Source organism: Acrocarpospora macrocephala (genome assembly GCF_009687865.1).
GTDB lineage: Bacteria > Actinomycetota > Actinomycetes > Streptosporangiales > Streptosporangiaceae > Acrocarpospora > Acrocarpospora macrocephala.
Map to the genome: position 1 here is coordinate 88,672 of NZ_BLAE01000004.1, position 17,255 is coordinate 105,926.

Annotated in this window: 15 protein-coding genes and 1 pseudogene; 10 read left to right on the forward strand and 6 right to left on the reverse strand. The window is 69.1% G+C overall.

Annotation, left to right across the window (positions count from 1 at the left end):
- Position 1 precedes the first annotated feature (1 nt).
- The 3 genes from Amac_RS02000 to Amac_RS02010 form a co-directional block, all read right to left on the reverse strand.
- A complete protein-coding gene (locus tag Amac_RS02000) occupies positions 2–1,150 on the reverse strand; it encodes an acyl-CoA dehydrogenase family protein (protein ID WP_155352538.1) in 1,149 nt (382 codons plus the stop codon).
- Positions 1,151–1,257: 107 nt separating this feature from the next.
- Positions 1,258–2,007, reverse strand: a complete 750-nt coding sequence (locus tag Amac_RS02005) for an SDR family NAD(P)-dependent oxidoreductase (RefSeq protein ID WP_155352539.1) — start codon at positions 2,005–2,007, stop codon at positions 1,258–1,260.
- 4 nt (positions 2,008–2,011) lie between these two features.
- A complete protein-coding gene (locus Amac_RS02010) occupies positions 2,012–3,028 on the reverse strand; it encodes an AraC-like ligand-binding domain-containing protein (RefSeq protein WP_218040834.1) in 1,017 nt (338 codons plus the stop codon).
- A gap of 117 nt (positions 3,029–3,145) precedes the next feature.
- Between Amac_RS02010 and Amac_RS02015 the strand changes: the two genes are divergently transcribed.
- The 10 genes and pseudogenes from Amac_RS02015 (at position 3,146) to Amac_RS02055 (ending at position 14,795) form a co-directional block, all read left to right on the forward strand.
- The gene (locus tag Amac_RS02015) at positions 3,146–4,375 is read left to right on the forward strand and encodes an ABC transporter substrate-binding protein (RefSeq protein ID WP_155352540.1); all 1,230 of its coding nucleotides are present in this window, start codon (positions 3,146–3,148) and stop codon (positions 4,373–4,375) included.
- Positions 4,372–5,211: a branched-chain amino acid ABC transporter permease gene (locus Amac_RS02020; RefSeq protein WP_155352541.1), complete on the forward strand. Its 840-nt coding sequence runs from the start codon at positions 4,372–4,374 to the stop codon at positions 5,209–5,211. Before Amac_RS02015 ends, Amac_RS02020 begins: the two co-directional genes overlap by 4 nt.
- Complete coding sequence (locus Amac_RS02025) at positions 5,208–6,134, forward strand: branched-chain amino acid ABC transporter permease (protein WP_155352542.1); 927 nt, start codon at positions 5,208–5,210, stop codon at positions 6,132–6,134. The genes Amac_RS02020 and Amac_RS02025 overlap by 4 nt, the downstream gene beginning before the upstream one ends.
- Positions 6,135–7,412, forward strand: coding sequence for an ABC transporter substrate-binding protein (locus tag Amac_RS02030; RefSeq protein ID WP_155352543.1), 1,278 nt, complete (start codon positions 6,135–6,137; stop codon positions 7,410–7,412). It abuts the gene before it with no gap.
- On the forward strand, positions 7,409–8,161 hold the full coding sequence (locus tag Amac_RS02035) for an ABC transporter ATP-binding protein (RefSeq protein WP_155352544.1): 753 nt from the start codon (positions 7,409–7,411) through the stop codon (positions 8,159–8,161). The genes Amac_RS02030 and Amac_RS02035 overlap by 4 nt, the downstream gene beginning before the upstream one ends.
- On the forward strand, positions 8,154–8,861 hold the full coding sequence (locus Amac_RS02040; protein ID WP_155352545.1) for an ABC transporter ATP-binding protein: 708 nt from the start codon (positions 8,154–8,156) through the stop codon (positions 8,859–8,861). Before Amac_RS02035 ends, Amac_RS02040 begins: the two co-directional genes overlap by 8 nt.
- Before the next feature lie 198 nt (positions 8,862–9,059).
- A complete protein-coding gene (locus tag Amac_RS02045) occupies positions 9,060–10,952 on the forward strand; it encodes an ABC transporter permease (protein ID WP_155352546.1) in 1,893 nt (630 codons plus the stop codon).
- 124 nt (positions 10,953–11,076) lie between these two features.
- Positions 11,077–11,829 (forward strand): annotated as a pseudogene (locus tag Amac_RS57680) (PEP/pyruvate-binding domain-containing protein); the annotation flags it as partial.
- Between the two features lie 229 nt (positions 11,830–12,058).
- Entirely contained in the window at positions 12,059–13,603 is a 1,545-nt protein-coding gene (locus Amac_RS57685; protein WP_307729688.1) for a PEP-utilizing enzyme, read from the forward strand.
- Between the two features lie 127 nt (positions 13,604–13,730).
- Complete coding sequence (locus Amac_RS02055; RefSeq protein WP_155352547.1) at positions 13,731–14,795, forward strand: cobalamin-independent methionine synthase II family protein; 1,065 nt, start codon at positions 13,731–13,733, stop codon at positions 14,793–14,795.
- On the opposite strand, the gene Amac_RS02060 is transcribed toward Amac_RS02055, so the two are convergent.
- The 3 genes from Amac_RS02060 to Amac_RS02070 form a co-directional block, all read right to left on the reverse strand.
- On the reverse strand, positions 14,785–15,240 hold the full coding sequence (locus tag Amac_RS02060; protein ID WP_218040835.1) for an NUDIX domain-containing protein: 456 nt from the start codon (positions 15,238–15,240) through the stop codon (positions 14,785–14,787). The two genes, Amac_RS02055 and Amac_RS02060, sit on opposite strands and share 11 nt — an antisense overlap.
- A 124-nt stretch (positions 15,241–15,364) precedes the next feature.
- Positions 15,365–16,276 carry a helix-turn-helix domain-containing protein gene (locus Amac_RS02065; RefSeq protein WP_155352548.1) on the reverse strand — a complete coding sequence of 304 codons (912 nt, stop codon included), beginning with the start codon at positions 16,274–16,276 and terminating at the stop codon, positions 15,365–15,367.
- A gap of 49 nt (positions 16,277–16,325) precedes the next feature.
- Positions 16,326–17,252 carry a winged helix-turn-helix transcriptional regulator gene (locus tag Amac_RS02070; protein ID WP_155352549.1) on the reverse strand — a complete coding sequence of 309 codons (927 nt, stop codon included), beginning with the start codon at positions 17,250–17,252 and terminating at the stop codon, positions 16,326–16,328.
- Positions 17,253–17,255: the final 3 nt, after the last annotated feature.

The window sequence follows — 17,255 nt, forward strand, 5'->3', positions numbered from 1 at the left end:
CTCATAGGTAATAGGTGTTCGGGTCGAGCCCGCAGAGGACGCGACCGTAAAGTTCCAGGTTGGTGTCGGGGTGCATCAGGGCGTGCAGGTTGATCGCGCGCACGTCCCGCTCGATCTGCTGGATGGGCACGGTGTCGTAGATCGACGAGCCGCCGCTGGCCGTGTTCAGGATGTCCACGGCCTCCTTCACCAGCTGGCAGACCGCGCCCATGTCGGCGCGGGCCCGCGCCCGGTCCTTCATCGTCCAGGTCGTGGTGGTGTCCACCTGCGTGGCCAGCCGGTCGGCGTGGAACCAGGCTTCGTCGATCTTCATCTCGGCGGTGGCGACCTGCAGGTGGGTGATCGGGGCTTCGCGCTGGCTGGTGTAACCGGTGTAGGTGATGCCGCGCTGGGGCAGGCGGTTCATAAACGCGCCCATCGCCGCCCTGGCCAGGCCGATCAGCGTGCCGACCGAGGACGCCGAGGCGGTGGGCAGCAAGGGCGCGCGGTAGACGGGCGTGTCCGCGTTCAGGCGTGAGGCGTACTGCTCGTGCAGGATCGCGCCGAGCGGGAGCACCCGGACGGCCGGAACGTGCACGTCGGTGGCGATCGTGCTCACGCTGCCCGAGCCTTTGAGACCGGTCGTGTACCAGTCGTCCATGATCTCCAGATCGGACATCGGGACCAGCGCCATGATCGGCCCGCTGCTCTCGGTGGCGGCGGCGATCACCTGCCACTGGCTGTGCAGGGCGCCGCTCATGAACGCCCACTGGCCGGTCACCGTGTAGCCGGAGCCCTTGGGCGTGGCCACCGCCGTCGGGCTGAGCGTCGCGCAAATCCGCACGTCCGGGGCCGAGAACACCTCGTCCTGGACCTCGTCGGGGAACAGGCAGGTCAGCCAGGTCGCGATCGACCACACGGCGGCGGTCCAGGCGGTCGAGCCGTCCCCCTGCCCGAGCACGCTGAGCACCTCGGTGAGGGTACGGCTGTCGCAGGCGTACCCGCCGTACCGCTCCGGGACTCGGAGTTTGAAGACGCCCGCGTCGCCCATCGCCTCGATGGACAGCGGGTGCAGGCGGCGGTGCCCCTCCGACCAGTACGCGTTTCCGCGCAACAATGGCACGATTCTTCCGGCACGCTCCGCTAATTCGGGTTTCTGTAGCGTTTCCATGACCCTCCTCGAATGAGACGGTAGGTCCCATCCCCGAGGAGTCGCATCTTCTGAAATGCCGGGTGTTTCGAAATCATTCGATAACGGGAAATAGTGCAAACGCCCGATTAAATGCTCATGCCGCCGTCCACCTGGACCGGGCTGCCGGTCATGAACGAGCTGTCGTCGCTGGCCAGGAAGAGCACCACCCGGGCCACCTCATCCGGGTCGGCGTGCCGGGCCAGCGGGATGTGCGCGTCGAACAGCCGGGCGGCCTCCTCGGGGGGCGCGCCGGTGACGGCCGTCTCGATCGTGCGCTGGAAGTCGTTGGCGACCGGCCCCGGGTGCACGGTGTTGACCCGGATCCCGCGGGGCGCGACCTCCTTGGCGAGCGTGCGCATCAGCCCGACCAGGGCGTGCTTGGCCGTCGCGTACGCGCTGACCCCCGCGTCCGAGGTCAGCCCGACCACGCTGGAGGTGATGATCACGCTGCCGCCGTCCGACATCACGGGCAGCGCGTGTTTGCAGACCAGGAACGAGCCCCGGACGTGCACGGCCAGCACCCGGTCGAACACCTCGTCCGGGTAGTCGACCACCGGCGCGACCACCCCGGCGATCCCGGCGTTGCTGAAGACCACGTCCAGCCTGCCGTACCGGCCGATGACGGCGTCGACGGCGGCGCGGACCTGCTCTGCGTCGGAGACGTCGGTCACCCGGGCGGCGCAGCCGAGCTCGGCGGCCCCCGCGGCCAGGCCGGGCTCGTCCACGCCCGCGAGCATGACCTGGGCGCCTTCGGCCGTGAAGAGCCGGGCCGTGGCCATGCCCAGGCTGCCCTCACCGCCGGTGATCAGCGCGACCTTGCCGTCGAGACGTCCCATGCGTTCATGGTCGGGGCAGCGGCGAAGCCTCGTCTTGCCCGCGAGCGCACAGCGCTTGACCGTGACGGTACTCCCGGGGCGACAGGCCGAAGGCGGCCTTGAAGATGCGGCTGAAGTGCGAGGCGTCGGTGTAGCCCCACCTGACGGCGATCGCGCTGACCGGGCGGAGGAGCTGCAGCGGGTCGCGCAGGTCGCGACCGCACCGGTCCAGGCGGCGCTCCCGGATCCAGGCGAGCACGGTGGTGCCCTCGGCCCGGAACAGCTTGTGCAGGTAACGCGTGGAGATGTGGTGCGCGCCCGCGATCTCGGCGGGACCGAGGCCGGGGTCGCCGAGGTGGGCCTCGATGTAGGAGGTGATGCGCAGGAACAGCGCGTTGCGGATGCTGCCGGGGTCGGCGGTGAGGTCCAGCCGCCCGGCCAGCGTGGTGGCGACCAGGTCGATGACGTTTCCGGCCAGCCTGGCTCCGCCGTGCGTCTCCACCTCCTCCAGCAGAGCGCCGATCTGGAGCAGGAACGGGCCGACGAGCGCGCCGAGGCCGGAGTCGCCGGAGATCGGCGTGGCGGTGATCTGGGCGATCCGGTCCTGCGGCAGGCCCAGCATCGTGCGCGGGAAGATCAGCACGAGCAGCCGGGAGGGGTCCTCGAAGGTCAGCGTGTAGGGCCGGTCGGTGTCGTACACCGCGAATTCGCCCGGGTTGAGCACGGCCTGGCGGCCGTCCTGGCCGAGCAGCCCGCGGCCGCTGACGACCAGGCCGAGCTTGTAGCACTCGGCGGGCGCGGCCGTGGTCAGCTTGGCGGTGCGGTGGGCGGCGTGCGCGCCGGTGTCGACGTCGTAGACGCCGAGCGCGCCCAGGGTGGCCCCGCGCAGCCGTCCGTCGAATCCGGCGTCCTCGCGCGGGAAGGACGCTTCGAGCGGGACGAACGCGTGGGAGACCACATGGCGCCAGTAGTCGCGGCGCTCGCCGCTCGACACGTTCTCGGTGTCGGCCAGGTACGGCATGGAGACAGCCTGCGAGCCCATGCACTGGCAGTCAAGGGATGTTCCCTGACGTACAAGACCGAATGAGCTGGAGCTTTGACAATAGCGGCACAGGTGCTGGGGGCCGAACCGCCTGTCCCGAGCGGAGGCGCCACATTGTTGACCTACCACCCGACCCGCAGGATGTTCCTGGGCGCGCTCGGCATTGCCTCGATCGCGGGCTGCTCGGCCGGGCTCAGGGAGAGCTCCGGCGGCGGCCAGACCCTGAAGATCGGCTACGTCAGCCCGCGGACCGGGCCGCTGGCGGTGTTCGGCGAGTCCGACGACTACGTGCTCGGCAAGGTCAGGACCGCCCTGTCCAAAGGGCTGTCGATCGGCGGCCGGACCTATCCGGTGGAGATCGTCGTCAAGGACACCCAGTCCAGCGCGGCCCGGGCGGCCGAGGTGGCGGGCGAGCTGATCCAGCGGGACAAGGTGGACATCGTGCTGGCGACCTCGACGCCGGACACCACCAATCCGGTGTCGGACCAGTGCGAGGCGGCGAAGGTGCCGTGTGTCGCCACGATCTGCCCGTGGGAGATCTGGGCGGACGGGCGGCCCGCGCCGACCTACTCCTACCTGCACTTCATCGGCACCCAGCAGGAGGTCGAGGTCTTCGCCGGGCTCTGGGCGCGCGCGGACACCAACCAGGTGGTCGGCGGGCTGTGGCCGAACGACACCGACGGCGAGCTGTACCGGCGTTTCGTCACGGCCAAGACCGGGTGGAAGGTGGTGGATTCGGGCGCGTACGAGGACGGCACCCAGGACTACACCTCGATCCTGGCGGCGTTCGCCGGCGGCGAGGCGGAGATCCTGCAGGCGGCGCCGATCCCGCCGGACTGGGTGACGTTCTGGCGGCAGGCCGCGCAGAACAGGTTCCGGCCGAAGATCGTGTCGGTGGCCAAGGCCATGCTGTTCCCGAGCGTCGCGGAGACCCTCGGGGAGCTGGCCGAGGGTCTGGTCGCGCCGGTGTGGTGGTCGTCGGCGTTTCCGTACCGGTCGTCGCTGGACGGGAGCACCGCCAGGGAGTTCGCCGACGGCTACGGGCGGCAGTGGACGCCGCCGATGGGGTTCAACCACGCGCTGTTCGAGATCGCGGTCGCCGCGTTCAAGGCCGCCGCCGATCCGAAGGACCACGCGGCCGTCGCGGCCGCGATCGGCACCCTGAAGGGGGAGGCGATCAGCGGGCGGTACGACTTCACCGCCGGGCCCAGCAAGAACGTGTCGCTGGCGCCCGACCTGCTCGGGCAGTGGCGCAGGAACACCTCAGGCAAGTACGACCTGGTCATCGTGGACAACACGCTCGACCCCACGATTCCCGTGCAGGGCGAGTTCACTCCGCTCCGATGATCGCGGCGCTGGTTCAGGGGGTTCTGGTCGGCGGCACGTACGCGCTGGTGGCGTGCGGGCTTTCGCTGGCGTTCGGGGTGATGCGGCTGGTCAACATCGCGCACGGCGATCTGGCGGTGTGCGGGGCGTATCTGGCGCTGGTGGTGGCGACCGGGCTCGGGGTGCCGGTGCTGGCCGCCGTGCCGCTGATCCTGCCGCTGGCGTTCGGGGTGGGGGTGGTGCTGCAGCTGGTGTTGTTCGAGCGGGCGCTGCGGGGTGGGGTGCTGGCGCCGGTGCTGGTCACGTTCGGGCTGTCGGTGCTGATCCAGAACCTGCTGGTGACGGGGGCCTCGGCGAATCCGCGGTCGCTGGACGGCGGGGCGTTCGCGCTGGCCGGGTTCGAGGCCGGTGGGGTGGCGGTGTCGTGGCTGCGGGTGGCGGGGTTCGCGGTCGCCGTGGTGGTGCTGGGGTCGTTGCATCTGGTGCTGGCGCGGACGGGGTTCGGGCGGCGGGTGCGGGCCACGGCGGACGATCTCGAGGCGGCGCGGCTGGCGGGGGTCCGGGTGCGGCCGGTGTTCGCGGGGGTGGCGGGGATCTCGGTGGCGACGGCGGCGCTGGCCGGGGTGTTTCAGGGGTTGATGTCGACGTTCGATCCGTACGCGGGCGGGCTGATCCTGATCTTCGCCTTCGAGGCGGTGGTGATCGGCGGGCTGGGGTCGTTGTGGGGGACGCTCGGCGGGGGGATCGTGCTCGGGGTCACGCAGCAGCTGGTCGCCCTGTGGGATGTGCGGTTCGCGGTGCTCGCGGTGCATGTGCTGTTCTTCGTGGTGCTGGTGGTCCGGCCGGTACGCCCATGAGATACATCGCCGGATTTATCGTCATATTGCTGGCGGGGGTGCCGTACATGCTGGGGCCGGCCGTGGAGCAGCCGCTGGTGACGCTGTTCTCGCTGGTGGCGATGGCGAGCTGGTGGAATCTACTGGCGGGGTTCACGGGGCTGACGTCGTTCGGGCAGCAGGCGTATCTGGGCGTCGGGGCTTATGGGCTCTATGTGCTGGCGCTCGCGGGGATCGATCCGTTCGTGGCGATTCCGCTGGCGGCGGTGCTGGCGGGGGTCGTGGCGCTGCCGGTCTCGTTTCCGGTGCTCCGGCTGTCGGGGGGACACTTCGCCGTCGCGACCTGGGTGCTGGCCGAGATCTTCCGCCTGTCGGTGACGCTCTCCCCCGCCATCGGCGGCAACACCGGCGTCTCCCTCCCCGGCATATCCGGATATTTGCCGCTATTGCGGCAGGCGGTCGTGTACTGGTGGGCGCTCGCGATCGCGGCCGGTTCGGTGCTGGCGGTGTGGCTGCTCGCCCGCGGCCGGTACGGCTTGGCCGCCCGCGCGGTCGGCGATGACCCGGTCACGGCGGCGAGTTCGGGGATTCGGGTGGCCCGCATCCGGCGCTGGGCCTACTGCCTGGCCGCCGCGGGCACCGGCGCGGTCGGCGCGCTGCTGTTCACCCACACGCTCTACGTGCAGCCGGGATCGATCTTCGGCGTGCAGTACAGCGTGCTGATGATGTTCATGGTCCTGATCGGCGGCCTCGGCACGATCGAAGGCCCGGTGGCCGGGGCGCTGATCTTCTTCGCCCTGCAGCAGACCCTGGCCGCCCACGGCCCCTGGTATCTGGTCCTGCTCGGCGCGGTCGCCGTCGCCGTCACGCTCTTCGCCCCGCGCGGCCTCTGGGGCCACCTGGGACGCCCCCTGTTCCCCATCGCCCACCTCCAGGAGAGATAGATGGAACGCCGAACGTTACTCAAGGGCCTGGGCCTGTCCGCCCTGGCCGCCACCGGCTGCAGCACGTCGATCCGGGGTTCCGGCGCGACCGGCACCGACACGATCGTGATCGGGTTCGTCAGCCCGCAGACCGGGCCGCTGGCCGGATTCGCCTCCGGCGACGCGTTCGTCGTGGACACGATCCGCAAGACCCAGGCGTTCGCGGGCGGCATCACCTCCGGAGGCAGGAAGTACACGGTCGAGATCGTGGTCAAGGACACCCAGTCCGACCCGAACCGGGCCTCCCAGGTCGCGCGCGAGCTGATCCTGCAGAACCACGCCGACATGATCGTCACCAGCTCGACGCCGGAGACGACCAACCCGGTGGCGACCGTCTGCGAAGCCCAGGGGGTGCCGTGTGTGTCGGCGGTGGTGCCGTGGCAGGCGTGGTATTTCGCCCGGCAGGCCGATCCGGCCAAGCCGAAGCCGTTCACGTACACGACGATGTTCTTCTTCGGGGTCGAGCAGTTCGGCGGGTGTTTCGTCCCGATGTGGGAGCGCGTTCCGAACAGCAAGGCCGTGGCCGGGATGTTCCCCAACGACGCGGACGGCAACGCGTTCCGGGGGGCGTGGCCGGACATCATCAAGGACGCCGGGTACACGTGGGTGGACGGCGGTTCGTACACGAACGGCACCACCGACTACAGCTCGATGATCTCGAAGTTCAAGGAGGAGGACTGCGAGATCTTCATCAACGCGCCGATCCCGCCCGACTTCAACACGATGTGGAAGCAGGCCGCGCAGCAGGGCTTCAAGCCCAGACTGGCCACGGTCGCCAAAGTGCTGCTGTTCCCGGCGGACACGGTGGCACTGGGTGATCTGGTGAACAACATCGCGACGGACTCGTGGTGGGGTCCGTACATGCCGTACACGTCCTCGCTGGACGGGAGCACGGCGAAGGCGCTCGCCGACGCCTACCAGACGGCGAGCGGGAAGCAGTGGCTGCAGACGCTCGGCTCGACCTACTCGCTGTTCGAGGTGGCCCATCAGGCGTTCACGGCCGTGGACGCGCCACACGACCGCAAGGCCGTCGCCGCCTTGTTGCAGAAGATGAGTTATGCCGGGATTTCCGGGCCGCTCGACTGGACCAAGGGTCCCGTGCCGGGGGTGGCCATCCAGCAGCCGGTCGGGGTGCAGTGGAAGAAGGGCACGGACTTTCCGTACGAGATGGTGGTCGTCGACAACAGCCTCAACCCCGCCGTCCCGGTCGGCGCCGACCTCACCCCGACGAACCCGTGAACGTGCTCGAACTCGACCGGATCACCAAACGGTTCGGCCGGGTTACGGTGGCCGACGAGCTCACTCTCTCGGTACGGCAAGGCGACGCCGTCGGCGTGGTCGGGCCCAATGGCGCGGGCAAGACCAGCCTGTTCGGGATGATCTCCGGGGATCTGCGGCCGGACGCCGGAGAGGTGCGCTTCGACGGGCATCGGGTGACGCTGCTCGATCCGTCGGTCCGGTGCCGGTTGGGCATTGGCCGTACCTATCAGGTGCCCCGGCCGTTTCTCGGGCTGAGCGTCTTCGAGAACACGCTGGTCGCCGCGCAGCAAGGAGCCAGGACGCGGGGGCGGGCCAGTTACGCGCTGGCCGCGCGGGTGCTCGGCGAGACCGGGCTGGCCGATCTGGCCGGGCGGCCCGCCGCGCAACTCGGGCTGCTCCAGCGCAAACGGCTCGAGCTGGCGCGCGCGCTGGCCACCCGGCCGAAGCTGCTGCTGCTCGACGAGGTCGCGGGCGGGCTCACCGATCCGGAGGTGACCGAGCTGGTCGCCCTGATCACCGCCGCCCGCGAGCGCGAAGGCCTGGCCGTCCTCTGGATCGAGCATGTCGTCCGCGCCCTGACCGCGACGGTCGACCGGCTGATCTGCCTGGCCGGTGGCCGGATCATCGGCGACGGCGGGCCGCTGGAGGTGCTCGCGTCTCCGGCGGTGAAGGAAGTCTTCCTCGGGACCGCCGACGCCCTCACCGAAGCGGAGGACCGCGATGCTTGAAGTGCGGAAGCTGAGCGCCGACCACGGGCAGTTGCGCGCGGTGCACGAGCTCAGCCTGGTGCTGGAGCCCGGCCAGGTGCACGCCGTCATCGGCGCGAACGGCGCGGGCAAGTCGACCCTGCTCCGGGCCATCGCCGGGTTGCATCCGCCCTCGTCCGGGTCCGTCCTGCTGGATGGCGAGGACATCACCCGGGAGCCGCCGGAACAGCGGGTCACCCGCGGGCTCTGCCTGGTCCCGGAAGGACGCCGGCTGTTCTCCTCGCTCTCGGTGGAGGAGAACCTGCTGGTCGGACGGCATCGCGCGGCGACCGGACCATGGAATCTCGGCAAGGTCTACGAACTGTTCCCGTGGATGCGGGAACGCCGCCGCCAGCCCGCCACCCAGCTGTCCGGCGGCGAGCAGCAGGCGGTCGCGATCGGGCGCGCCCTGGTGGCCAACCCCCGCATGCTGCTCCTGGACGAACTCTCGCTCGGGCTCTCGCCAAAGATCGTCCAGCAGATGTACGCGCTGATGCCGCGCCTCCTCGAAACCGGGATGGCGATCCTCCTGGTCGAACAGGACGTCAGCCAGGCCATCCGGGTCGCGTCCCGACTGCAATGCCTCCTGGAGGGCCGAACCACCCTCGACGGCCGCCCCCGCGACTTCACCCCAGCACAGATCGAGGCAGCCTATTTCGGCTTACGAGAGGAAAGCGAGTGAACTTCCCAAGCACCACCACTCATAGCGCGCCCGCGCTGACCACCCCCTACACCATCACTCAAAGCGCGACCCTGGCATGCCGCCCGCTGCCCCTCTTGGCACCGGTGCGGCGAGAACCATCACCAGCGCGAACGGCGCCGGATAACGGCGAGCAACCCGGCGGGCCGGCAGCTTCATTGGGGTGCGGAGGGAACGTCGGTGAACTGGGTTAACGCGATTGTGCAAGGTGTTCTGTTGGGTGGGCTCTATGCGTTGTTCGCGTGTGGGCTTTCGCTCATGTTCGGAGTTATGCGGATCATTAGTCTCGCGCATGGGGATTTAGCGGTTGCCGCCGCTTATATCGTGGTTGCGCTTGGGCCTGCACCTTGGTCGTTTGTTATTGTGATTCCGCTGTTTGGGGTTTTGGGGTATTTGCTGCAGAGGTCGCTTATTCAGGCGAGTATCGATCGAGGGCCGTTGACCACGTTGCTGGTCACGTTCGGGCTTTCTGTGGTGATTGCGAACTTGTTGCTTGAGGTGTTTACGGCAGACAGTCACTCTTTTGATACGGGAGCGTTCGCGTCGGGGTCTGTTGAGATCGTGGACGGGCTTTCGGTGGGGTATCTGTCGATCGCGGTGTTCGTGGCGGCGGTGGCCGTACTCGTTGGGTTGCAGCTGTTCATGAGCAGGTCGGGGACCGGGCGGTTGATTCGGGCGGTGGCCGATGATCCGGAGGCTGCGCGGTTGTCGGGGGTCGGACACCGGCATGTGTTCGGGATTGCGGCGGCGATCGCGTTTGCGACGGTGGCGCTGGCGGGGTTGGCGTTTGGGATGTACTCATCGTTTGCGCCCTCGTCGGGGACTTCGCGGTTGTTGTTCGCGTTCGAGGCTGTTGTCATCGGTGGGCTCGGGTCGTTGTGGGGGACTTTGCTCGGCGGCGTAGTGCTCGGGCTTTCGCAGGCCATCGGGGCGCAGATCAATCTGAGTTATGCCGTTATTGCTGGACATTTGGTCTTTCTGGCGGTTCTGGCCCTGCGGCCGCAGGGGCTCACTGGCGCCGGCGCGCCTCGCGCGTGGTTTTCCCCTCTGCGGCGGGCGCGCCGGTTTCTCGACGTACGGCGGGCGGTGTCGGCTTTGCCGCGTCCTCTCTCTTCCGGGGGAGGCCCTCGGGAGGGAGCGGCTCGGCCGTCTATCACGGCTGTGACGGTTGTCGTCGTGGGTGTGGCGGGGTTGGCCTGCCTGCCGTACGTCGTGTTTTCGGGCACTACGGACACGTTGGTGAATCTGTTCATTTTGCTGACGATGGCGAGCGCGTGGAATCTGCTGGCCGGGTACGGCGGGCTGGTTTCGGTGGGGCAGCAGGCGTTTGTGGGGTTGGGGGCGTATTTCGTGCTGATGCTGGCCCAGCGGGGGGCCGATCCGTTCGCGGCTATTCCGCTGGCGGTGATCGGGTGCGGGGCGGTCGCGCTGGTGTTCTCGTGGTTGGTGTTCCGGCTGCGTGGGGGATATTTCGCCATTGCTACGTGGGTGGTGGCGGATGTGTGCCAGCTGGTGATCAGCCGGTTTCCCGCGCTTGGTGGCGGGACGGGGGCGAGTGTGCCCGGGCTTGCGGGGATCGATCCGGCTTTGCTGGGAGCGATGACGTACTGGGCCGCGCTGGCGGTCGCGGTGCTCACGGTCGGAGGGATCTTTCTGGCGTTGCGGACGCGGCTGGGGCTCGCGCTGACCGCGATCCGGGATGACGAGACGGGGGCTCGGAGTCTGGGCGTGGGCGTGGCGCGGACGCAGCGGATCGTTTACGTGCTGGCCGCGTTCGGGTGCGGGGCGGCGGGGGCGTTGCTGGCGGTGAGCCAGCTCAACGTGGAGCCGACGTCGGCTTTCGCAGTCCAATGGACAGCCCAGATGATCTTCGTGACGGTGATCGGCGGGCTCGGGTCAGTGGAAGGACCGATCGTCGGGACGGCGCTCTACTTCGTCCTCCAGCAAGCGCTGGCCGGATACGGCGCCTGGTATTTGATCATTCTGGGCCTGCTCGCGACGGGGGTCGCCATCTGGGCGCCGCGCGGATTGTGGGGGTTGGTCGCACACCGACGGGCCGCTTCGCTCACCTGACAACCTTTCGACACGTCCGTCACCCACGGCCCCGAGACTGATGAGCCCTTCGCGTTGGAGTAAATTCATCAGTTGTTGATTTACTCTTGGCTCGGTCGTAATCTGGCCGCAAGGAGGCGGTCACATGTCGTACATCCTGAAATTTCGGGATATTGGGGTGGAGGATCTCGGGCTGGTCGGCGGGAAGGCGCTCAACCTGGGGATTCTCACCGCGGCGGGGCTACCGGTCCCGCCGGGCGTGGTCGTCACCACCGAGGCGTACGAGCAGGTGGCGGGCTCGCTCGACCTGGGCTCCCCCGAGCTGGCGGCCGACCCGGCGCGGGCCAGGGCGCTGGTGATGGGCGCGGCGATTCCGGACGACATCGCGAAAGCCGTGCGGCAATTCGGGGACGTGCCGGTGGCGGTGCGGTCGTCGGCCACGGCGGAGGACCTGCCGTACGCGAGTTTCGCCGGGCAGCAGGACACCTACCTGAACGTGATCGGCGGCGACGCCGTGCTCGACGCGGTGCACCGCTGCTGGGCGTCATTGTGGACCGACAGGGCGGTGGCGTACCGGGCGGCGAACGGGATCGACCACCGGGCGGTCCGGCTGGCGGTCGTCATCCAGGAGATGGTCCAGTCCGAGGTGGCGGGCGTCATGTTCACCGCCAACCCGGTGACCGGCCGCCGCCGCGAAGCGGTCATCGACGCCAGCCCCGGCCTCGGCGAAGCCGTCGTGTCGGGGGCGGTCAATCCCGACCATTTCGTCGTACGGGACGGGCGGATCCTGGAGCGGCGGCTGGGTGACAAGCGCGTGGCCGTACGATCCCTGGCCGGAGGCGGAGTCGAGCATGTCGCGGCCGAGCACGACGCGGCGTGCCTCACCGACGCGCAGGTGCTCGCGCTGGCCGAGCTCGGGAACCAGGTCGAGGACCATTACGGATCGCCGCAGGACACCCGAGTGGGCGATCGACGCCAACGGCACGCTGTGGCTGACCCAGGCCCGGCCGATCACCACGCTCCACCCCATTCCGCAGGGCCCGCCGGGGCTGCGGGCGTATTTCTGCTTCAGCCTGGCGCAGGGCCTGACCCGCCCGATCACGCCGATGGGCATATCGGCGCTCCGCATGATGTCGGCATCGGTCTCCGCGACCGTGTTCGGCTCCCCCGTCGCCGACCCGCGCGCCGGAGCCTCCGCGTTCCACGAGGCAGGCGGAAGGATCTTCGTCGACCTGACCCCCGTCCTGCGCAGCAGCCTCGGCCGGGCGCTCGTGCCGCGCGTCTTCGACGTGATGGAGGCCCGCTCGGCCACCGTCATGCGCGGCCTGTTCGGCGAACCCGAGTTCAGCGTCACCCACCGCTCCAAGCGCCCCGCGATCCGCCGTGCGCTGAAGCTGGCCTGGAGGTTCCGCATTCTCCCGCACGCCGTCCAGGCCATCGCCAGCCCGGAGAAGGCCCGGCGGCGCGTGGCACAGCTCGGCACCGACCTGAAGGCCCGCCTCCCGCTGCCACCCGGCGTGACCCCGCTGGACCACGCCGAATGGCTGCTGTCCACCCAGATGATCCCGATCGTCCCCTCGATCCTGCCCGCCGTCGCACCTGGCTTCATCATGCTCGGCCTGGCCGGCAAACTCCTCGGCGGCAAGGCCAAGCCCGGCGAGCTCGCGAGCGTACTCCGCGGCCTCCCGCACAACGTCACCACGGAGATGGACCTGGAACTCTGGCACCTCGCCGAACGCATCAGAAGACACCCGGAAGCCACCGCACTCCACGACAACCCGCTTCCCCCGCCGGTACGCGAAGAACTCGACGGCTTCCTGACCCGGTACGGCGATCGCGCGGTCGCCGAGATCGACCTCGGCCTGCCCCGCTGGCGCGAGGACCCATCCCACGTGATCGGCGTCCTCGCCAACCTCCTACGCCTGGAGGATCCGTCCCTGGCCCCCGACGCCCTGTTCGCGAAAGGCGCGGCCGAAGCCGAAACGATGATCGCCGACCTGGCCCACCGCGCCGGTCGGCTACGCGGCCCCTTTATCCGATTTGCCCTGGGCCGGGCCAGAGCCCTCGCCGGGCTACGCGAACTCCCCAAGTACTACCTGGTGGTGGCGCTGGCGACCGTACGCGATCTGCTGCGGCAGGTCGGCGCGGACCTGGCCGAACGCGGCGCGATCGAGAAACCCGACGACATCTTCTTCCTCACCCTGCCCGAAGCCCGCGAAGGCGGCGACCTGCGCACCACCGTCACCCAGCGCCGCGACGACTACACCCGCGAACTGCGCCGCCGCCGCATCCCCCGCATCCTCCTCTCCGACGGCACCGAACCCGAAGCTGTCGCCCACACAACCCCCACCGCCGACGGCGCCTTGACCGGCACCCCTGCCTCCTCCGGCCAGATCACCGGCACCGCCCGCGTCATCCTCGACCCGATCGGCGCCCACCTGGAGCCCGGCGAGATCCTCGTCTGCCCCTCCACCGACCCCGGCTGGACTCCCCTCTTCCTCACCGCCGCCGGCCTGGTCATGGAAATGGGCGGCGCCAACTCCCACGGCGCGGTCGTCGCCCGCGAGTACGGCATCCCCGCAGTCGTCGGCGTCCCCCACGCCACCGAATCCATCAAAACCGGCCAGCAGATCACCATCGACGGCACCTCAGGAACGGTGACCTCCTCCTGAGCCCTTCGTGAGGCTGCCAAACGTCCCCCGGATTGCCTGAGGGGCCGATCCCCATCACCGCGACAGCCTTCACCGGCTGACCGGACGCTCGATTGATGACTCCGGGTTGGATATCTACGCTCGACCCATGGGAATCCCCACCGAACCAATCGGTAGCATCCCCCGTCCCCCCGCGCTGCTGACCGCGCTCGCCGATCACGCAGCGGGCCGGATCACCGCCGATGAGCTGGCCGAACACCAGGACAAAGCCGTCGCCGACACGATCGCCCGGCTGACCCAGCTGGGCTGTCCCGTCCTGGTCGACGGTGAACAGTCCAAGCCGAGCTTCGTCGGGTACCCCATCAACGGCCTGACCAACCTCAGCCCGGACGGCGCGATCATCCCCTTCGCCGACGGCCACACCAGGCAACTCCCCCACCTGACCAGCGGCCCCTTCAGTTACCAGACCCACGCGGACACCTACCTCAAAGCCGCCCAGCGCCACACCACTTCGCCCATCAAGCAAGCCGTCATCGCCCCCTCCGCGCTGAGCCTGCTGTACCCCGCGGGCGGCATCCCCGGCTATCCGCGTGAAACTTTCATCGCCGACCTGCTCGATGCCGCGGAAGCCGACATCCGCGGCTGCCTGGACGCGGGCGCGCATGTGGTGCAACTCGACTTCACCGAAGGCCGCCTGTCCCTCAAACTCGACCCCAGCGGCGGCGTCCTCGACGCCTTCATCGCCCTGAACAACCAGGTCCTCGAACGCTTCACCCCCGAGGAACGAGCCAGGATCGGCGTGCACACCTGCCCCGGCGGCGACCAGGACTCCACCCACAGCCTGGACATCGACTACGCGGGCCTGCTCCCGAAACTGTTCCAGCTACAGGCGGGCAACTTCTACGTCCAGCTGGCCAGCGAGCCCGACCCTGACCGCGTCCTGACCATCATCGCGACCCACCTCCCCGCCGGAGCACGCGCCTTCATCGGCGTAACCGACCCGATCAACCCAACCCCCGAAACCCCAGATCAGGTACGCGACCGCGTCTTGGCCGCCGCCCGCCACATCCCCCCAGCCCAACTGGGCACCTGCGACGACTGCGGCTTCTCCCCCTTCGCCGACGACACCTCCACCTCCCGCGACCTCGCCTTCGCCAAGATCGCCGCCCGCCTGGAAGGCACCGCTCTCGCCTCCGACGCACTCACCGGGTGACCAGCTGGAGCAACTCCCTGTGCCCGTCGGGCATCCCGGCGGGCAACTCATCCGGCTCGAACAGCCGCGCCTCAAGAATCTCCCGCTCATCCAGCACAAGTCCGTCAAGCCCGCCGATCAGGGTGGCCTCGTAATACACCTCAATCCGCAACTTGAATCCGCTGTTCACCTTGAGCAGCCGCCCCACCTCCACGGTCAGCCCTGTCTCCTCCCGTACCTCCCGCACGATCGTGTCCTCATGCCGCTCCCCCTTCTTCGCGCACCCGCTCGGAAACCCCCACGGCCTCTCTACAGGCCACAACCGATGCCGAAGCAACAACACCCGCCCATCCTCGGCCCGCACCACCCCCGTGACCCCGCACATGAACTTCGCGCTCACCACCCAGAGAAGCCGCCACTGAACCGGCTTCACCAGCCGCCACAGCTTCGCAATCAACGCGTTCACGCCCACCTCCGGCATCCGACGCCCGGCTTCACTGTGCCAGACAACCGGCGCCCATCAGCGAGAAGCCGCAGGGACCTGTCCGCGGAATCCATCGCCGGTCATTGACACGATGGTGGCCATTGGATCAGTGATGTGTGCGTAGGGCGGTGATCAGCCAGGTGAAGGCGGGAATGACGGAAGTGCCTGGAGAGCGGCCGTTTATGGTGGCCAGGAGTCGCCAGTAGCGCTCCATTTGGATGTCCGCGAGAGTCCCCAGCCGTCGAGCGAGTTCCGCGCGATCCTCGGCCGACCTTCCGGCACCGACGATCCGGTCCACGATGACCTGCCCTGCGGTTGAATCCGGCCGAATCCCTTCGGCCAGCGCTGGGTCGGCGTGTTCCAGCACCCGCCGCCGGAGCTCGAAGCCCTCGTCGAACCACGGTTCCAGCGATTCGCTGAGCACGACCTGTCGCAGCCGTTCGCGGAACTCGTCGTCCGCGACCAGTTCCGCCAGCTCAAGCCAGGCGTCGACCTGCTCGGACGTGGGATCGTCTGGGAGTTCTCCTGGCATCTCACGCATCCACTCGGCGACCACCATGGCGTCGTCGTCGAGTTCGATGCCCGCGAACACGCCACCGACGAAGTCGTCGATGACCTGCTGCCGCTCCGACGCCGACAGTCGCGCGAGTTTGTGCATGATCTGTGCCTCCTCTGCCGTGCCGCCCCGCTTGGCGACCGTGCTCAGTACGGCACGGCGCAGGCGTAGCGTCCGGATCTCCGCGTCCAATGCCCGCACGTGGGTGGTGGCCACCTCGGCGACCGTGACCCGCTGGGAAAGGATCTCCTGGATGGTCTCGAGTCCGATGCCAAGCTCGCGCAGCGTGCGTACCAGCTCGAAACGGGCGACGGCGGCCGCGTCGAACAGCCGGTATCCGCCCGCTGACCGCTGGACGTCCGCGACCACGCCGCGATCGGCCCAGAACCTGATCGTGTGCACGGACAGGCCGGTACGCCGAGCCAGTTGCCCGATCGTGAAAAGCTCCGCGTCATCGTTCACGGCACCAACCTGCACCCTCGACCTACTCGAGAGTCAAACCCGAGTACGGTCAGGCCGGGCGTTCCACCGCGACCTCGTGGCCGCGCAACGGCACCAGACAGCCGTCACAGCGGAGTCGCGGGTGGAAGTCCTGGCCGCAGGTGTGCGTGTACACCATGGCCGGACCTTCGGGGGCCCGATACCAGCGCTGCCCCCAGTCGATGGCGGTGATGACCACGGGGAAGAACGCGCGGCCCTTCTCGGTGAGGTGGTAGCTGGGCCAGTCGGCGCGCTCCGCGCTCGGGCTCTGCTCGAAGACGCCCAGTTCGCAGAAGACCCGCAGCCGCTCCGCGACGATCGTCGGCGGGGCGCCAAGGCGCTGCTCGAAGTCGCGGAAGCGGTGCAGGCCCTGGAAGGAGGCGCCCAGGATGGCCGCCGACCAGCGGTTCCCGATCAGCGTCATGGTCTGCGGGAAGACGCCCGCGACGGTGGAGCGCCGCCGGGTGGTGGCGGCCGGGACGGACCGTTCCCAGGTGCCGCTCGGGCCGAATCCGCCGTGGATGTCGCGGGGGCGCACCGGCTTGGCGCAGGCGGCGCAGGTCAGCACCGGCAGGAACGGCTCGCCGCAGCGCCGGTGCACCATGACGGGCAGCGACTCGACGTGTTCCGGCACCCAGGCCGCCTCCCACGCCCACACCGACAGCAGCACCGGCCACAGGTCGCGGCCGCGTTTGGTCAGGCGGTATTCGAAGCGCCGGCCCTCGTACTCGGCCTTCTCGAAGACGCCCATGTCGGTGAGGGTGCTCAGCCGCCGGGTCAGCACGGCGTGCGAGATGGGCAGCGCCTCCCGCCACTCGCCGTAGCGGCGCACGCCGAGCATCGCGTACCGCAGGATGAGCAGATTCCACTCGTCGCCGATCAGGCCGAGCGTGAAGCCGATCGCATTGGCGCCGCCGGTGGGCAGCGCGGTCGGCCGGTCCGGCGGGTGGACGAGCACGTG